Annotated in this window: 18 protein-coding genes; 11 read left to right on the top strand and 7 right to left on the bottom strand. The window is 59.6% G+C overall.

What is annotated here, in order from left to right:
* Nucleotides 1–2 precede the first annotated feature (2 nt).
* A complete protein-coding gene (locus GKN89_RS00585) occupies nt 3–2033 on the top strand; it encodes an FUSC family protein (RefSeq protein WP_019455976.1) in 2031 nt (676 codons plus the stop codon).
* On the opposite strand, the gene sodC is transcribed toward GKN89_RS00585, so the two are convergent.
* Nucleotides 2034–2555: a superoxide dismutase family protein gene (sodC, locus tag GKN89_RS00580; protein WP_019455977.1), complete on the bottom strand. Its 522-nt coding sequence runs from the start codon at nt 2553–2555 to the stop codon at nt 2034–2036.
* Nucleotides 2556–2796: 241 nt separating this feature from the next.
* On the opposite strand from sodC, the gene GKN89_RS00575 reads away from it, so the two are divergent.
* Nucleotides 2797–4641 (top strand): polyurethanase, encoded by a 1845-nt coding sequence (locus tag GKN89_RS00575; RefSeq protein WP_154746136.1) that lies wholly within the window; start codon nt 2797–2799, stop codon nt 4639–4641.
* A gap of 60 nt (nt 4642–4701) precedes the next feature.
* On the opposite strand, the gene GKN89_RS00570 is transcribed toward GKN89_RS00575, so the two are convergent.
* The 3 genes from GKN89_RS00570 to GKN89_RS00560 form a co-directional block, all read right to left on the bottom strand.
* A complete protein-coding gene (locus GKN89_RS00570; RefSeq protein ID WP_019455979.1) occupies nt 4702–5598 on the bottom strand; it encodes an aldo/keto reductase family oxidoreductase in 897 nt (298 codons plus the stop codon).
* Nucleotides 5599–5697: 99 nt separating this feature from the next.
* On the bottom strand, nt 5698–5937 hold the full coding sequence (locus GKN89_RS00565; protein ID WP_019455980.1) for a DUF1289 domain-containing protein: 240 nt from the start codon (nt 5935–5937) through the stop codon (nt 5698–5700).
* Between the two features lie 21 nt (nt 5938–5958).
* Nucleotides 5959–6888, bottom strand: a complete 930-nt coding sequence (locus GKN89_RS00560) for a LysR substrate-binding domain-containing protein (RefSeq protein ID WP_025159706.1) — start codon at nt 6886–6888, stop codon at nt 5959–5961.
* Between the two features lie 138 nt (nt 6889–7026).
* On the opposite strand from GKN89_RS00560, the gene GKN89_RS00555 reads away from it, so the two are divergent.
* The 6 genes from GKN89_RS00555 to rnt all read left to right on the top strand — a co-directional run bounded on the left by GKN89_RS00555 (nt 7027) and on the right by rnt (nt 12869).
* On the top strand, nt 7027–7668 hold the full coding sequence (locus tag GKN89_RS00555) for an NAD(P)-dependent oxidoreductase (protein ID WP_019455982.1): 642 nt from the start codon (nt 7027–7029) through the stop codon (nt 7666–7668).
* 138 nt (nt 7669–7806) lie between these two features.
* Nucleotides 7807–9444, top strand: a complete 1638-nt coding sequence (gene eptA, locus GKN89_RS00550) for a phosphoethanolamine transferase EptA (protein WP_063919365.1) — start codon at nt 7807–7809, stop codon at nt 9442–9444.
* 103 nt (nt 9445–9547) lie between these two features.
* A complete protein-coding gene (locus GKN89_RS00545; protein ID WP_019455984.1) occupies nt 9548–10168 on the top strand; it encodes a TetR/AcrR family transcriptional regulator in 621 nt (206 codons plus the stop codon).
* A 90-nt stretch (nt 10169–10258) separates the two neighbouring features.
* Nucleotides 10259–11362: an alkene reductase gene (locus GKN89_RS00540; protein ID WP_019455985.1), complete on the top strand. Its 1104-nt coding sequence runs from the start codon at nt 10259–10261 to the stop codon at nt 11360–11362.
* A gap of 337 nt (nt 11363–11699) precedes the next feature.
* On the top strand, nt 11700–12107 hold the full coding sequence (gene gloA, locus GKN89_RS00535; RefSeq protein ID WP_004931325.1) for a lactoylglutathione lyase: 408 nt from the start codon (nt 11700–11702) through the stop codon (nt 12105–12107).
* A gap of 78 nt (nt 12108–12185) precedes the next feature.
* On the top strand, nt 12186–12869 hold the full coding sequence (gene rnt, locus GKN89_RS00530) for a ribonuclease T (protein ID WP_019455986.1): 684 nt from the start codon (nt 12186–12188) through the stop codon (nt 12867–12869).
* A gap of 68 nt (nt 12870–12937) precedes the next feature.
* Here rnt and GKN89_RS00525 read toward each other — a convergent pair whose 3' ends face one another.
* Nucleotides 12938–13285, bottom strand: coding sequence for a Grx4 family monothiol glutaredoxin (locus tag GKN89_RS00525; protein WP_019455987.1), 348 nt, complete (start codon nt 13283–13285; stop codon nt 12938–12940).
* A gap of 416 nt (nt 13286–13701) precedes the next feature.
* Between GKN89_RS00525 and GKN89_RS00520 the strand changes: the two genes are divergently transcribed.
* Together GKN89_RS00520 and sodB are read left to right on the top strand one after the other, a co-directional pair.
* Complete coding sequence (locus tag GKN89_RS00520) at nt 13702–14520, top strand: C40 family peptidase (RefSeq protein ID WP_048233575.1); 819 nt, start codon at nt 13702–13704, stop codon at nt 14518–14520.
* Nucleotides 14521–14719: 199 nt separating this feature from the next.
* Nucleotides 14720–15298, top strand: a complete 579-nt coding sequence (gene sodB, locus GKN89_RS00515) for a superoxide dismutase [Fe] (RefSeq protein ID WP_004931333.1) — start codon at nt 14720–14722, stop codon at nt 15296–15298.
* Between the two features lie 62 nt (nt 15299–15360).
* On the opposite strand, the gene GKN89_RS00510 is transcribed toward sodB, so the two are convergent.
* The gene (locus tag GKN89_RS00510; RefSeq protein ID WP_019455989.1) at nt 15361–15450 is read right to left on the bottom strand and encodes a YnhF family membrane protein; all 90 of its coding nucleotides are present in this window, start codon (nt 15448–15450) and stop codon (nt 15361–15363) included.
* Between the two features lie 324 nt (nt 15451–15774).
* Between GKN89_RS00510 and purR the strand changes: the two genes are divergently transcribed.
* Nucleotides 15775–16800: an HTH-type transcriptional repressor PurR gene (gene purR / locus GKN89_RS00505; protein ID WP_063919363.1), complete on the top strand. Its 1026-nt coding sequence runs from the start codon at nt 15775–15777 to the stop codon at nt 16798–16800.
* Here purR and punR read toward each other — a convergent pair.
* Entirely contained in the window at nt 16797–17741 is a 945-nt protein-coding gene (gene punR / locus GKN89_RS00500; RefSeq protein ID WP_019455991.1) for a DNA-binding transcriptional activator PunR, read from the bottom strand. The genes purR and punR overlap by 4 nt on opposite strands.
* Nucleotides 17742–17838: the final 97 nt, after the last annotated feature.

The following is a 17838-nucleotide window of genomic DNA, read 5'->3' as shown; positions in this document are numbered from 1 at the left end:
GTGTGAACCTGTCTTTTCTGGAGTGGAGCCGCACCCCCTGGGGTAAGGCGACCGGCGGCCAATGGCGCTACGCGCTGCGCAATTCGCTGGCGATGTGTCTGGCGCTGTGGGTGGCGTTCGTACTCGAGCTCGACGAACCCTATTGGGCGCTGACCTCTGCCGCGGTGGTCAGCTTCCCCACCATCGGCGGCGTGATCAGCAAAAGCATCGGCCGCATCTTCGGCAGCCTGCTGGGCGCCGCCGCGTCGGTGGCGATCGCCGGCCACTGTCTGAACGATCCCTGGCTGTTCACGCTGTTCATCGCCGCCTGGATCGGGCTGTGCACCTATATCTCCAACCATTACCAGAACAACGTCTCGTATGCCTTCGCGCTGGCGGGGTATACCGCCGCCATCATCGCCTTCGGTACGGTCAACGTCACCGATACCCAGCAGATCTTCGATATTGCCCAGGCACGGGTTTGTGAAGTGATCACCGGCATTCTGTGCGGCGGGTTGATGATGATGATCCTGCCCAGCACCTCCGACGGCGAAGCCTTGCTGACCTCGCTGCGGCGCATGCAGCTGCGCCTGCTGGAACACGCCGCCATGCTGTGGCAGCCGGAGGTCACCGCGCAGATGCGTACCTCGCACGAAGGGGTCATCGGCCAAATCCTGACCATGAACCTGCTGCGTATTCAGGCGTTTTGGAGCCACTACCGGCTGCGGCGGCAAAACAATCTGCTCAATTATCTGTTGCACCAGCAGCTGCGCATTACCAGCGTTATTTCCAGCCTGCGCCGCATGCTGCTGAACTGGCCGGATCGCCCCGCCAACCTGATGCCGGTGCTGACGCAGCTGCTGGACGAACTGCGCGATCCCGCCACCGACAAATACCGTTTGGCGCGCCTGCTCCAGCAAATCGCCCCGCAAGATCCGACGGACTATCGCCATCGCGCCTTCTGGCTGCGTCTGCGACATTTCTGCTGGCTTTACCTGCGCTGCAACCGTTGGCTGCAGCGGCTGGAGAACGCCACGGCGGTCAGCGAACTCCAGCCGCCGCGTGTCACCTCGCTGGCGCGCCACACCGACAGTTATGAGGCCGCTTACAACGGCCTGCGCACCTTTTTATGCATCGTGATCGGCTGTGCCTACTGGATCAACACGCAGTGGGACGCCGGCAGCGCGGCGCTGACGCTCACCGCCATCAGCTGCGTGCTTTACTCTTCGACGCCTTCACCGATCAACAGCATCAGCACCTTGCTCAAGGCGGTGTTGCTGCTCTCGGTCGCCTGTTTCGTGGTGAAATTCGGTTTGATGATCCAGATCGACGATTTTTGGGTGTTCTGCGCCTTCCTGTTCCCGATCCTGGTGACCATGCAGATGCTCAAGCTGCAGCATCCGCCTTATGCCGCGCTCTGGGGGCAGCTGATCGTCTTTATGGGCTCGTTCCTGACCGTCAGCAATCCGCCGAGTTATGACTATCAGTCCTTTATCAATGACAATATCGCTAAAGTCGTCGGCGTGCTGCTGGCCGGGCTGGCGTTTCAAATCCTGCGCCCCAGTTCGGACAAACGCAAAAGCCGCCGCATTATCCGCGCGCTGCGGCGCGATTTTATCGATCAGTTGAGCAAACGGCCGCAGCAGAGCGAAAGTCAGTTCGAATCGCTGATCTACCACCGCATCAGCCAGCTTAACCAAAGTCAGGATCAAGAGGCGCGCACCTGGCTGTTGCGCTGGGGCGTGGTGCTGCTCAACTGCAGCCATATCGTCTGGCAACTGCGCGACTGGCAAACCCGTTCCGATCCGCTGTCGGCGGTGCGCAACGTCTGCATTCACCACCTGCGCGGCATCATGACGGAGAAAGGCGTGCAGCACAGCTCGCTCGACGCCACGCTGCAGGAGCTGCAGCGCATCAGCAACGCGCTGGCGCACCACCCGGAACAGGCGGCGCGCGATCTGGCCGGCCTGATTTGGCGGCTCTACTGCTCGCTGCAGCAGCTGCAGCTGGCTACCGGCCAGCCCGCCGCTGCCCCGGCCGTTAGCGGCGGATGATCACTTAATCACGCCGCAGGCGAAACGTTCACCGCCGCCGCCGAGCGGCAGTGGATGATCCGAATGATTATCGCCGCCGGCGTGCACCATCAGCGCTTTGCCTTCAATTTCGCTGATTTTCTTCAGCCGCGGCGCCAACACCGGATAGGTAGCCATGCCGTCGGCGGTCACATAGATGGCCGGCAGGTCACCCAGGTGCCCGTCGGCATACGGCCCGAGATGTTTGCCGGTCTTTTGCGGATCGAAATGGCCGCCGGCCGCCAGCGCCGCCACCGCCTTGCCGTCCTTCATGCCCGGTTCGCAGCTGCCTTTCTCATGCACGTGGAAACCGTGCACCCCGGCCGGCAACGCTTTCAAATCCGGCGTGAACAGCAAACCGTACGGCGTTTCGCTGATGACCACTTTGCCGATATCCTGACCGATGCCCTGCCCGGTCACCAAATTCATCTCAACGTCGACCGTTGCCGCCTGAGCGGCCCCACAGGCCATCAGGCCAAACGCCGCATACCAATAACGTTTCATCAATCAGTCTCCTTAATGACTATATCGAGTTATCAGTATAGGAGAGCCCGTGCCGGCACTGTTAACCAACGCACAATCTCGCCAATTTGATTCGCAGGCCTAATATTTAGCGCTAATAATCATTTTACCGATGTTGGTCCTCTGACCAGCTGTCGTTCGGCTAACGTTGTTTCCCTGTTTCTACCGCCAGCGCATGAGAGTTCACATCCAGGCCAGGCGGCATACTTCATAAGGAACTGATATGGGCATCTTTAGCTATAAGGATCTTGACGAAAACGCGTCGAAGGCGCTGTTCTCCGACGCCTTGGCCATCTCTACCTACGCTTACCACAATATCGATAACGGCTTCGATGAAGGCTACTACCAAACCGGTTTCGGGTTGGGCCTGCCGCTGACGCTGATCACCGCGCTCATCGGCAGCACCCAATCACAGGGCGGTCTGCCCGGCCTTCCCTGGAACCCCGACTCCGAACAGGCCGCGCAGGAGGCGGTGAACAATGCCGGCTGGTCGGTCATCAGCGCCGCGCAGCTGGGCTACGCCGGTAAAACCGATGCGCGCGGCACCTACTACGGCGAAACCGCCGGTTACACCACCGCGCAGGCCGAGGTGCTGGGAAAATATGACAGCGAAGGCAATCTCACCGCCATTGGCATCTCATTTCGCGGTACCAGCGGCCCGCGCGAGACGCTGATCGGCGATACCATCGGCGATGTGATTAACGATCTGTTGGCCGGGTTCGGGCCGAAAGGCTACGCCGACGGCTACACGCTGAAGGCCTTCGGCCAACTGCTGGGCGACGTGGCAAAATTCGCGCAGGCGCACGGGCTGAGCGGCGAGGACGTGGTGGTCAGCGGCCATAGCCTCGGCGGACTGGCGGTCAACAGCATGGCGGCGCAGAGCGACGCCAACTGGGGTGGTTTCTACGCGCAGTCCAACTATGTCGCCTTCGCCTCGCCGACCCAGTACGAAGCCGGCGGCAAGGTGATCAATATCGGCTATGAGAACGATCCGGTGTTCCGTGCGCTCGACGGCACTTCGCTGACCCTGCCGTCACTGGGCGTCCACGATGCGCCGCATACCTCCGCCACCAACAATATCGTCAACTTCAACGACCACTACGCGTCGGACGCCTGGAACCTGCTGCCGTTCTCCATCCTCAACATTCCGACCTGGCTGTCCCACCTGCCGTTTTTCTATCAGGATGGTCTGATGCGGGTGCTGAACTCCGAGTTTTATTCGCTGACCGACAAAGACTCGACCATCATCGTCTCCAACCTGTCGAACGTCACGCGCGGCAATACCTGGGTGGAAGATCTGAACCGCAACGCGGAAACCCACAGCGGGCCGACGTTTATCATCGGCAGCGACGGCAATGACCTGATCAAGGGCGGCAAAGGCAACGACTATCTCGAGGGCCGCGACGGCGACGATATCTTCCGCGACGCCGGTGGCTATAATCTGATCGCCGGCGGCAAAGGTCACAATATCTTCGATACCCAGCAGGCGTTGAAAAACACCGAGGTCGCCTACGACGGCAATACGCTTTACCTGCGCGACGCCAAGGGCGGCATTACATTGGCGGACGACATCAGCACCTTGCGCAGTAAAGAAACCTCCTGGCTGATTTTCAGCAAAGAGGTGGATCATCAGGTGACCGCCGCCGGATTGAAATCGGATTCGGGCCTCAAAGCCTATGCGGCCGCCACCACCGGCGGCGACGGCGATGACGTCCTGCAGGCTCGCAGCCACGACGCCTGGCTGTTCGGCAATGCCGGCAACGACACGCTTATCGGCCACGCCGGCGGCAACCTGACCTTCGTCGGCGGCAGCGGCGATGACATCCTGAAGGGCGTCGGCAACGGCAATACCTTCCTGTTCAGCGGCGATTTCGGCCACGACCAGCTGTATGGCTTCAACGCCACCGATAAACTGGTGTTTATCGGCACCGAAGGCGCCAGCGGCAATATCCGCGACTACGCCACGCAGCAAAACGACGATCTGGTGCTGGCCTTCGGCAACAGCCAGGTAACGCTGATCGGCGTCTCGCTCGATCACTTCAACACCGATCAGGTGGTGTTGGCCTAAGGACCAACGTAAAAAAAGCCGGGCGCTTGCGCCGCCCGGCTTTGCTCTTGCCGCTCCGCCTTAAGGCACGTCATACCCCAGCGCCGCCTTGCGAATGCGGAACCACTGCTGGCGGTTCAACACCAATTTCTGCGCCTTCAGCGCCGAACGCACCCGCTCAATCTTGCCGGAGCCGATAATCGGCAACGGTGACGACGGCAGGCGCATCACCCAGGCGTACACCACCTGCTCGATGGTCTCGGCGCCAATCTCTTGCGCCACCCGCTGCAGCTCATCGCGCAGCGGCTGGAACTCGGCGTCGTTGAACAAGCGCCCGCCGCCCAGACAAGACCAGGCCATCGGTTTGATGCGCAGCTGTTGGCACTGGTCGAGCGTGCCGTCGAGAATGGCCGGTTGATGAATCGGCGAAATTTCCACCTGATTGGTGGCCAGCGTGAACGGCAGGCGCGACTGCAGCAGTTGGAACTGCGCGGGGGTAAAATTGGAGACGCCGAAATGGCGCACCTTGCCGCTTTTGTGCAGCGCGACAAAGGCTTCGGCCACGTCGTCGGCATCCATCAACGGGTCCGGGCGGTGGATCAGCAGCAGATCGAGGTAGTCGGTATGCAGATGGCGCAGCGACTGTTCCGCGCTCTGTACGATATGATCGCGGTCGGTGATGTAGTGGCCGATCGGGTTGCCGGGCCTGGCGGTCGTGGCGATGCCGCACTTGGTCACCAGCTCCAGCGACTGGCGTAGCGCCGGCTTCAGGCGCAACGCGTCGCCGAACGCCTGTTCGCAGGCATAACCGCCGTAGATATCCGCGTGATCGGCGGTGGTGACGCCCAACTCGACATGCTGTTCGATAAACGTCAGCAGCTGCTGCGGCGACATGCCCCACTCCATCAACCGCCAGTAACCGCAAATCATGCGGGAAAACTCAGGCCCCTGCGGCGCGAGACGAATACGTTCTACCATTGCGAAAACCTCATGACATTAGTTGTCAGCCAGCATACACAAGCCGGTGAGGCCCAGGGAAGCGCTAAGCCGCGCGAACGTGCGGCAGATCAGGAAAGGTTAAAACAACGAAGGCTGTTCCGGCAACGGCTCGTCGGGGGCTTTATTGGCGCGCTGCAGGCGCAGGAAGCGTTGACGGCACAGGCGCAGCACCTCGCGCTTTTGCGCGTCACTCATGCTCATCCAGCCGAAGCGCTCCTCGCGGCTGCGCAGGCAGCCACGGCAGAAACCGCGATCGTCGGCCTGGCAAATGCCGCGACACGGGCTGGGGATGTCGAAAAATTCAAGCTGCTGCGCCACGGGGCCTCCTGCATTCTCTTGCTAATTGAAGACGCCATCGCCGCCGCTGGCAAGTCCCTTTTCGCCATTGCGGCGAAAATAGTCGCGCAAATAGCGCAGCGCCTGGCGACTTTTCTCCGGCATGGTGCGCTCGAGGGTCAGCGCGTGCAAGCGGAGCGGCGCAGGCCGCCATTCCGGCAGCAGCAACAACAGCTCACCGCGCTGCAACTCGTCGCCGATTTCATACAGCGGCTGAACGGAAATCCCCAGCCCGGCGCGGGTAAAGGCACGCATCACGTTCATGCTCTCGCTGACGATCTGCCCTTCTGCCAGCCGCAGCTTGACCTGCTGCCCGGACTGATGCAGCAAGTCCAGGTGCGCCCCGCTGTAGCCGCTGGAGATCCAGCGGTGCTGCACCAAATCCTGCGGCCTTTCCGGCACCCCATGCTGGCTGAGATAACGGGGCGCGGCGCACAGCACCATCGGCCATTCCGTCAGCGGGTGGGCGATCATATTGGCGTCCGCCAGTTGACGATTGGCTCGCAGCGCAATGTCGACCCGCTGTTCTATCATATCGACGATGCGATCGTCCGCCAGCACCCGTAGCGTCAGCTTGGGATGCGCCTGCAACAGCGGCGACAACGCCTCCGCCAGCGAGCGGCCGCCGATGCCGACCGGGGTAGCGATGCGCAGCTCGCCCACCAGCGTATCCCGCAGCTCGGCCAACCGCTGCTCCGCCTGCTGCGCCTGTTGCAACATCGCCTCGCAGCCGGGGTAAAACGCCGCCCCCGCCTCGGTCAGCGCCAGACGACGGGTGGAACGGTGCAGCAGCGGCACCCCAAGCGCCTTCTCCAGCGAGCGCATGTGCTGGCTGACCGCCGACGGCGTCATGCCCAGCCGCCGCGCGGCGCCGGCCAGCGATCCCTCCGCCACTACGGTGGCGAATACTGCCATTCGATTGAGTTTATCCACGATTAGGAAGTTTTACTTAATCAAGAAAGCATGAATATGGCACTAATCACGGCTATTGTTAAGGGCTAGAGTAGAACCCACGCAGCAGGCACACTGGCCTGCCTCACGATATTGACCCATCCCCGAAGGAGCATGCAGATGAAAGTAGCCATTATTGGAGCAACCGGTTTTGTTGGCCGCCGCGTGGTGGATGAAGCGCTGGCTCGCGGCATTCAGGTGACGGCGATCGCCCGCCAGAACAAAGATTTGCCGGAGCACGCCCATCTGACCGTCGCGCTGGGCGACGTTGCCGATACCGCCTGGCTGGCGGGACAGTTGCGCGGTCAGGATGCGGTGATCAGCGCCTACAACCCCGGCTGGGGCGAAGACCACCTGTATGAGAAAACCGTCCGCGGCGCCCAGCAGATCCTCACCGCGGTCGAACAGGCCGGCGTCAAGCGTCTGCTGGTGGTCGGCGGCGCCGGCAGCCTGGAAGTGGCGCCGGGGGTTGAACTGGTGGATACGCCGCAGTTCCCGGAAGAGATTCGCCCTGGCGCTCAGGCGGTACGCGATCTGCGCAACAAACTGCGCAACGAATCGGCGCTCGACTGGACCTATCTCTCGCCGGCCGCCCTGCTGGAACCGGGCAAACGCACCGGTCAGTTCCGCCTCGGCACCACGCAGTTGCTGATGAACGGCGAAGCACCGGCCAGCATTTCGGTGGAAGATTTGGCGGTCGCTATCGTTGATGAGATTGAAAAACCTCAGTTTATTCGCGCGCAGTTCACCGCCGCCTACTAAACCGTCTCGCCGCCAGGCCGCCCGGCCTGGCGTTTTCCCCGCGTTCACCGCCGCCAGTATTCTGAATTTCTAAGGTTTTCTTAAGTTTCATCCGGTAGATTTCAAGGCATTATCTACTCTCAGGATCCAGATTTGGCAATGTGGTTACGTCAACGCTTACAGTGCAACAGCCTCGGTTTTATCCTCGCCACCGCCCTGTTCTTCACTCTGTTTCAAAACGCGTTATTCCTGCATCGCGCCTGGTCGTATATCGCCTTCGATAGCGTCCACAGCGTGATTTTCGCCGCCAGCATGCCGGTGGTGATCTTTTGTGCGCTGAATATCATCTTCAGCGTGTTGACCGTGCCCTATCTGCGCAAGCCGCTGATCGTCTTTTTCTTGCTCGGCAGCGCCGCAGCCAACTATTTCATGTACAGCTATGGCGTAGTGATCGACGGCAACATGATGCAAAACGCCTTCGAAACCAATACCCAGGAAGCGACGGCGCTGCTGACGCCGCGCATGGGGGTGTGGCTGGCGCTGCTCGGCATTCTGCCGGCGCTGGCGGTCTGCTTCACCCATATTCGCCAGACTCGCCCCTGGTGGTATATGGTCGGGCTGCGCGCCGCCAACGTCATGCTGTCGTTGGTGGTGATCCTGATCGTCGCCGCCCTGTTCTACAAAGACTACGCTTCGCTGATCCGCAACAATAAAAGCGTGGTGAAAATGTTGACGCCTTCCAACTTCGTCGCCGGTTCTATCAAGTTCACCGAACAGCGTTACTTCACCCGTAATCTGCCGTTGGTCAAAATCGGCGAAGACGCGCGCAAAGGGCCGCTGATCGCCGGGCAGGCCAAGAAAACGCTGGTGATCCTGGTGGTAGGCGAAACCGCCCGCGCCGAAAACTTCTCCCTCGGCGGCTACGCGCGCGAAACCAACCCGCGCCTGAAGCAGGACGACGTGGTCTACTTCAAGAACGCCAGCTCATGCGGTACCGAGACGGCGATCTCCGTGCCCTGCATGTTCTCCAACATGCCGCGCAGAGAGTACGACGCGACTCTGGCGGCGCACCAGGAAGGCATGCTCGACGTGCTGGCGCACGCCGGCGTCAACGTGCTGTGGCGCGATAACGACGGCGGCTGCAAAGGCGCTTGCGACCGGGTACCGCACATCGACATGACCAAGCTGAAACTGCCGCAGGACTGTGACGGCGAGGTGTGCATGGACAACGCGCTGCTGTACAAGCTGAACGACTACATCAGTAGCCTGAAAGACGACGGCGTGATCGTGCTGCATCAGATGGGCAGCCACGGACCCGCTTATTACCGTCGCAGCACGCCAGAGTTCCAGACGTTTACGCCGACCTGCAACAGCAATCAGATTCAGGATTGCAGCCATGAACAGCTGGTGAACACCTACGACAACTCGATTCTGTATACCGACGCGATGCTCGATGCCACCGTCAAGCTGCTGCAGCAGTATGACGATAGGTTCAATACCGCGCTGGTTTACTTGTCCGATCATGGCGAATCGCTGGGTGAAAACGGCATGTATCTGCACGGCACGCCTTATGTCTTCGCGCCGAGTCAGCAAACTCACGTGCCTTTCCTGATGTGGATGTCCGCAGATTATCAACGCAACTTCGGCATCGATCGCCAGTGCCTGAACGCGCTGGCGGAACAAGACGAGGTTTCGCAGGATAACCTGTTCCACACCCTGCTGGGCATGCTGAACGTACAAACCCGCGAATATCAGTCCCGGTTGGATATCCTGCAGCGTTGCCGCAGCGCGGCGTAAGCGCTTAACTTCCTCGTGCCGCTGAGGCACAATGGTTTACAGACAACCGGCGTTTTGTGCGCCGGTTTTTTTATTCCCATTGACCTAGACCAATCGGTCTATTATGCTCGGCACCATGATGACCAAATCAACGCATTGCAACGTGGACACACGTGAACATCTGCTCGCCACCGGCGAAACTCTCAGCCTGCGCCTTGGCTTTACCGGCATGGGGCTGAGCGAGCTGCTGGCCACCGCGGGCGTGCCGAAAGGCTCGTTCTACCACTATTTTCGCTCGAAGGAAGCCTTCGGCGAAGCGATGCTGCAACGCTATTTCACGCATTATGACGCGCAAATGCAGGCGCTGTTCGCCGACGAACGCGGCGATGCTCGCCACCAACTGCTCGGCTATTACGCCCAGGCCATCAGCTACCATTGCCGCAGCGAGTGCCACAACGCCTGCCTGGCGGTGAAGCTTTCCGCCGAGGTGAGCGATCTGTCGGAACCGATGCGTCATGCCCTGGAAATCGGGACCGCTCGCGTGATTGGCCACCTGCAGGCGGCTATTGAGCGCGGTATCGCCGAGGGCTCGCTGTCGGTAGCCATGAGCCCGGCGGCGACTGCGGAGACGCTGTATTCACTGTGGCTCGGCGCCTCGCTGCGCGCCAAGATCCGTCGCTCGCTGGCGCCGTTGACCAGCGCGCTGGAAAGCATCGAGTTGCTGCTGCGCTCGCCGCAGCCGTAACGGTAACAATCTCTTTTTATTGAAAAATGCAGTTCGTGTTTTTTTATCGCCCATTACTAGACGACCGGTCTATTAAATACAGGATGCACTATGAAGACTGAAAAATTGCTCTCTCCGCTGAAAGTTGGCGCCGTCACCCTGCCCAACCGCGTGTTTATGGCTCCGCTGACGCGTCTGCGCAGCATCGAGCCGGGCGACATTCCTACGCCGCTGATGGCGGAATACTATGCGCAGCGCGCCAGCGCCGGCCTGATCGTGACCGAAGCGACGCAGGTTTCTTTCCAGGCGAAAGGCTACGCCGGTGCGCCGGGCCTGCACACTCCGGAACAGATCGCCGCATGGAAAAACATCACGCAGGCGGTGCATGACAAAAACGGCCACATCGCCGTGCAGCTGTGGCACGTAGGGCGCATCTCCCACGACAGCCTGCAGCCGGGCGGACAAGCGCCGGTCGCCCCTTCGGCGATCAACGCCGAATCGCGCACCACCGTACGCGATGAAACCGGCGCCTGGGTGCGCGTACCAACCTCCACGCCGCGTGCGCTGGAAACCCGCGAGATCCCGGGTATCGTCAACGATTTTCGTCAGGCAACCGCCAACGCGCGCGAGGCCGGCTTCGACTTCATCGAACTGCATGCGGCCCACGGCTATCTGCTGCACCAGTTCATGTCCCCTGCCTCCAACCAACGTACCGATCAATACGGCGGCAGCATCGAGAATCGCACCCGCCTGACGCTGGAAGTGGTCGACGCGGCGGTCGCCGAATGGGGTTCCGAACATATTGGCATCCGCATCTCGCCGCTGGGGCCGTTCAACGGTCTGGACAATGGGGAAGATCAGGAGGAAGCGGCGCTGTACCTGGTGGAAGAGCTGAACAAGCGCAACATCGCCTACCTGCACATCTCCGAACCGGACTGGGCAGGCGGCAAACCGTATTCCGACGCCTTCCGCGACTCGGTGCGCGCCCACTTTAAAGGGGTGATCGTCGGCGCCGGCGCCTACACCGCCGAAAAAGCCGAAGCGCTGATCGAAAAAGGTTTCATCGACGCGGTAGCCTTCGGCCGCAGCTATATCGCCAACCCGGATCTGGTCGAGCGTTTCCGTCAGCACGCACCACTGAACGAACCTAAGCCGGAAAGCTTCTACGGCGGCGGTGCCGAAGGCTATACCGACTATCCGTTTCTGGCGAAGTAACCCGTCCTGACGCCCAACGGCCACGCAAGCGCATGGCCGTTTTTTTATGCGCCGCTTGCAAAAAGGCCCGCACAAGGCGGGCCGCTGTTCCCTGGTGTTGTTTATACTGCCGTTTAATTTTTACACGGTTGCACGCAGGATTGATAATTGATTGTGCAGATCAATTACTTCGTATCGATCGGCACGCTCGATCAATAATTAGGCATCACCGGCATGACGACAACATGTGACATTGTCACTCAGTCGTTACATTGAATTTCCTTGCGGGACAAGGCTATACTCGCTTGTGCTTCAATCCACCCGCCGTCTGCCACGGCACAGTTAATTCAGAGGAATTATGCGCTTACTCCATACCATGATCCGCGTCGGTGACCTGCAACGCGCCATCGACTTCTACACCAAGGTATTAGGCATGCGCCTGCTGCGCACCAGTGAGAACCCGGAGTACAAATACTCGCTGGCTTTCGTCGGCTATACGGAAGAGAGCGAAGGCGCGGTTATCGAACTAACCTATAACTGGGGTACCGACAGCTACGACATGGGCACCGCCTTCGGCCACCTGGCGCTGGGCGTGGACGACGTCGCCGCCACCTGCGACAGCATCCGCCGCGCCGGCGGCAAGGTCACCCGCGAAGCCGGTCCGGTGAAGGGCGGCACCACGGTGATCGCCTTCGTCGAAGATCCGGACGGTTACAAAATCGAGCTGATCGAAAACAAACACGCCGGTCAGGGCCTCGGCCACTAAGCCTCCCCTTCAGGGCGCCCCGCGCCCTGCTGATTCTCCGCGCGATAGCGCCTGCAACCGGGCGCAAAATTTGCCATAATGCGCGCTGCATTCGATGAAGATAAGAAACTGATGGCCGAGAAAAGTGATCTTAACGCCCTGAGTGGTCGTTTTCGTGGGTTTTATCCCGTAGTAATAGATGTTGAAACCGCCGGGTTCAACGCCAATACCGATGCGTTGCTGGAGATCGCCGCCGTGACGCTGAAAATGGATGAAGACGGCTGGCTGCAGCAGGACGAAACCCTGCACTTCCACGTGGAGCCTTTCGAGGGCGCCAACCTGCAACCGGAGGCGCTGGCGTTTAACGGCATCGATCCGCACAACCCGCTGCGCGGCGCAGTCAGCGAATATGACGCGTTGCACGCCATTTTCAAAGCGGTGCGCAAAGGGCTCAAGGATCGCGGTTGTAATCGGGCCATTATCGTCGCGCACAACGCCAACTTCGATCACAGCTTCCTGATGGCCGCGGCAGAACGCGCCGGGCTGAAGCGCAACCCGTTCCATCCGTTCGCCACCTTCGACACCGCGGCGCTGAGCGGCCTGGTGCTGGGCCAAACGGTGCTGGCCAAAGCCTGCATCGCCGCCGGCATGCCGTTCGACAGCAGCCAGGCGCACTCCGCGCTGTACGACACCGAGCAAACCGCCCTGCTGTTTTGTGAGCTGGTTAACCGCTGGAAACGCCTCGGCGGCTGGCCGCTGCCCGCCGCCGATCTCGCCGAATAAAACCAATGAAAAAGGCGGCCCAGTTTGCACTGGCGCCGCCCGTTACGCGATAACCGCAAGCTTGTCGATTAAGACTGCTGGTCTTCCTGCGCTTTATACTTTTCAGCCGTCTCTTTGATCAGTTGCTGCAGCTCGCCGCGCTGATACATTTCGATAATGATATCGCAACCACCGACCAGCTCACCGTCAACCCACAGCTGCGGGAAAGTCGGCCAGTTGGCGTATTTTGGCAGCTCGGCGCGGATGTCCGGGTTCTGCAGAATATCCACGTAGGCGAAACGCTCGCCGCAGGCGGACAGCGCTTGCACAGCCTGTGCGGAGAAGCCGCAGCTCGGCAGCTTTGGCGAGCCTTTCATGTACAGCAGAATCGGGTTTTCAGCGATCTGGTGCTGAATTTTTTCAATTGTCGTCGTCATTTATTGCTTCCTCAAGCCACATTTCATGGCTACAACATGCATCACGCGCTCTATTGTAGCGGCTGGAACAGTCGCAAGAAAACGCCATCTTTTGCAAGGATATTCACCCGCCGCCGATCGCGTTTCACCGGCCACGTCATTCCGGTCAAAACATACGCTGAGAATAACATTTTTAATCCGACCATTTCACTAATATATTGCGCCGCGACGACGGCGCGGATTAATTATCCCATCCGCCATAGGTTGACGTTTTTTCATACACCAACAGGCTGATTTTAAACCAAAAAAAATGTCATTAACGTTTTCTCACAATATGGATTATTATTTCTGAGTTCTTCGCTGTTTTATATGGCGAAATTCGGGAATACTGTAACTCTTTCGATATCCGTTTCGGGGCCAAGGTTGGTGACGTCGACATGCGTTTAATTCTTACGCTCTTTGCGCTGCTGTTTACGCAGCTCTTCTTCAATTTGGCGCACGCTGCGCCACAGGCGCGTGTTGCCGCCGAGCAGCGTAAAAGCCATGCCAATGAAGCGCGGCCCGATGACCGCAGAAAAAAGAAAGCGGATAAAGCCGCCAAGAAAGCCAAAGTGACGGCTCCCGAGAAAAAAACCAAGACCGCCAAGGCCAAAAGCGAGAAAAGCGCGAAAAAGATCGTCAGCGCCAAACCCAAGGCCAAAGCGCAGAAAACCGCCAAGATTAAAGTCACCCCGCCGAAAAAGGGCTACAAAAAAGGCTATGGCCGCCACCGCGAAGCCGGCATGGCCACCGCCAAGCTGGCGCGTGAAGAAAAGCCGTTGAAACTCAGCCCGGCGCACAAGAAACGCTACCAGCACGCCAAACAGACCGCGATGGCCAAGCTGATGGGCCAGATGGGCAAACCTTACCGCTGGGGCGGCAGCTCGCCGCGCACCGGCTTCGACTGCAGCGGCCTCATCTATTACGCCTATAAAGACGTGGTGAAAATCAAGATGCCGCGCACCGCCAACGAGATGTATCACCTGCGCGACGCGGCGCCGATCAAGAAAAGCGAGCTGGAAAGCGGCGATCTGGTGTTCTTCCGCATCAACAACCGCGGCGTGGCGGACCACGTCGGCGTCTACCTCGGCAACGGCAAATTCATCCAGTCGCCGCGCACCGGCGAAGAGATCCGCATCAGCCAGCTCGACAACGACTATTGGCAGAACCACTACATCGGCGCACGCCGCGTAGTGACGCCGAAAACCATTCGTTAATTTCCCGCTCTGCGCGGTTGCGGCCCCGGTCGCAACCGCCTGCTCAAGCTATCGCCCATCGCACTTCCCCACGCGCATTTCTCGCTTTTCCTCCTGTTTTTTATGATGAAAATTGTTAAGATTGAATGACCACAATAAAAAACGGCCCATCCGGCTCTCGCCCCGGCGGGGGGCATATGGCGCTGTAAAGGAGGAAGCAATGTCGTTTGAATTACCTGCATTACCGTATGAGAAAAACGCGCTCGAGCCGCACATCTCCGCCGAGACCCTGGAATACCACTACGGCAAACACCACAACACCTACGTGGTTAACCTGAACAACCTGGTGAAAGGCAGCGAGTTCGAGGGCAAATCGCTCGAAGAGATCATCAAGACCTCTAACGGCGGCGTGTTCAACAACGCGGCGCAGGTGTGGAACCACACCTTCTACTGGCACTGCCTGTCGCCACAGGGCGGCGGTGAACCGCAGGGCGAACTGGCGGCGGCGATCGTCAAGTCCTTCGGCTCTTTCGCTGCGTTCAAAGAGCAGTTCACCGATGCCGCCGTGAAAAACTTCGGCGCCGGCTGGACCTGGCTGGTGAAAAAACCGGACGGCGCGCTGGCGATCGTCAACACCTCTAACGCGGCAACCCCGCTGACCGGTGAAGACAAACCGCTGCTGACCGTTGACGTGTGGGAACACGCGTATTACATCGATTACCGCAATGCGCGTCCAAAATACCTGGAAAACTTCTGGGCGTTGGTCAACTGGACCTTCGCAGCGGAAAACCTGGCGTAAGCACCGGTTTCTGATGTGACGAGGCGCAGCCAGGCTGCGCCTTTTTTAGCGCCGGAGGGAAATCAGTTCAACGCGGCAACGAAGCTGAAAGCGATAATGACCGCCAGCGCGCAAACGGTGGTGAACAGCGACATCTTCAATTCGGTATCCATGACAACTCCTTTAAAATGGGCTTTCCTAAGGATAAAAGGCGTACAATTAGTACGTCAAATCATTTTCCCACAGTTCGCCGATAAAATCTTGTTATCATTTCCCGGTTTATAATATCGATTACCTCTTCCACTTTTGCTCAATATGCGACAAAATTCGCAGTTCACAACTGCGTACCGGCATCCATGCCCCTCCTGATTAAGCGCTGAAGACTTCAACACACTAAAAACTCAGTTTTCGCTTCTCTGGAGAAGGATCTACGTAGGCAAACGATTAACATCACACTTACATGCTGTAAACATGTGAGTTCAGGAGTCATTCCTTACATGGCAACGATTAAAGATGTGGCCAAACGCGCGGGCGTTTCCACCACCACCGTTTCGCACGTCATCAATAAGACTCGTTTCGTCGCCGAAGAGACCAAAGCGGCCGTGTGGGCCGCCATCAAAGAACTGCACTACTCGCCGAGCGCCGTGGCGCGCAGCCTGAAAGTCAATCACACCAAGTCGATCGGCCTGCTGGCCACCTCAAGTGAAGCCCCCTACTTCGCCGAAGTGATCGAAGCGGTGGAAAACAGTTGCTACAGCAAAGGCTACACCCTGATCCTGTGCAACTCGCACAACAACCTGGACAAACAGCGCGCCTACCTGGCGATGCTGGCGCAGAAGCGCGTCGACGGCCTGCTGGTGATGTGTTCCGAATACCCGGATCAGCTGCTGGGCATGCTGGAAGACTACCGTAACATCCCGATGGTGGTGATGGACTGGGGTGCGGCGCGCGGCGACTTCACCGACACCATCATCGATAACGCCTTCGAAGGCGGCTATCTGGCCGGCCGTTACCTGATAGAACGCGGCCACCGCGATATCGGCGCCATCCCGGGCCAGCTGTCGCGCAATACCGGCGGCGGCCGTCATCAGGGCTTTATGAAGGCGCTGCAGGAAGCGCAGATCGACATTCGCGAAGAGTGGATCGTGCAGGGCGACTTCGAGCCGGAATCCGGTTACAAGGCGATGCACCAGATCCTGTCGCAAAAACAGCGGCCGACTGCGGTATTCTGCGGCGGCGACATCATGGCGATGGGCGCCATCTGCGCCGCCGACGAACTGGGGCTGCGGGTGCCGCAGGATATTTCCGTAATCGGCTACGACAACGTGCGCAACGCCCGCTACTTCACCCCGGCGCTGACCACCATTCATCAGCCGAAAGAACGCCTGGGCGAAATGGCCTTCACCATGCTGCTGGATCGCATCATCAGCAAGCGCGAAGAGTCGCAGGTGATCGAAGTGCATCCGAAGCTGATCGAACGCCGCTCGGTCGCCGATGGCCCGTTCATCGACTACCGCCGCTAATCCCCTGAGCCGGAAGCCTGCACGGCTTCCGGTGCCGCCTCGCTCAGCCACTCCTGATTCAGCGTCTCCCCATCGCCCAGATACGCCAGTAGCCAACTCATCGCCGGTGACGGTTTATCCTGCTGCCAGGTCAGGCAGCAAGGGCTGGCGGGAAACGGCTGCTGCAGCTGCAACGCCTTCAGCTCACCGCGCTGCACCAGCGGCAGCGCCCGATGTGCCGGCATCATGCCGACGCACAGCCCGGCGCACAAACAGTCGAGCGCCGACGTCCAGTCCGGCACCACCAGCCGCCGCTGGTTATCCAGCGTCCAGGTGACGCGCTTGGGCAAATTGCGCGAGGTGTCCTCCAGACAAAGCGAAGGGTACGGCCGCAACTGATCGTCATGCAGCGGCCCCGCCAGCTGCGCCAGCGGGTGTTGCGGGCTGACTACGCACAGCCAGTTCATATAGCCCATGTCGCGGAAGGCAAAACCGCCGCCGACCGGCACCGCACGCGTGGCGCCGATCGCCATGTCCGCCCTGCCGTCCGCCAGCGCATCCCAGACGCCGTTGAACACCTCGGGTTGCAGCATCAACTCGACGTCGGGGAAATGGCGGTAGAAATCCAGCACCAGCTGGCGGCTGCGCTGCGGTTTGACGATGATATCCACCGCGATATTCAGCTGACCGCGCCAACCGTTGGCCACCTGCTGACAGTGCCGGCGGGTGTCGAGCATTTTTTTGATAACAGCTCGCGCATCCTTGATAAACAACGCACCGGCCGGCGTCAGCTCCACATCGCGGTGACGCCGCTCAAACAGCGGCACCGCCAGCCATTGCTCCAGCTGCCGCACGGTATAACTCACCGCCGACGGCACCCGGTGCAGCTCCTGCGCCGCCGCGCTGAAACTGCCGGTGCGCGCTACCGCGTCGACGACTTCAAGTGAATATTCAGACCACATCGCTTTGCCTTCAATTTTTTTAACAGCACTTTGCAAATATTACCGTTTCACAAGCAGAGATCCAGCCGGATACACTGGCCGGCGCTAAAAACCTGCG

It is taken from the genome of Serratia sp. YC16 (genome assembly GCF_009707615.1).
Classification (GTDB): Bacteria; Pseudomonadota; Gammaproteobacteria; order Enterobacterales; family Enterobacteriaceae; genus Serratia; species Serratia surfactantfaciens.
This window is presented reverse-complemented; position numbering and strand designations above follow the sequence as displayed.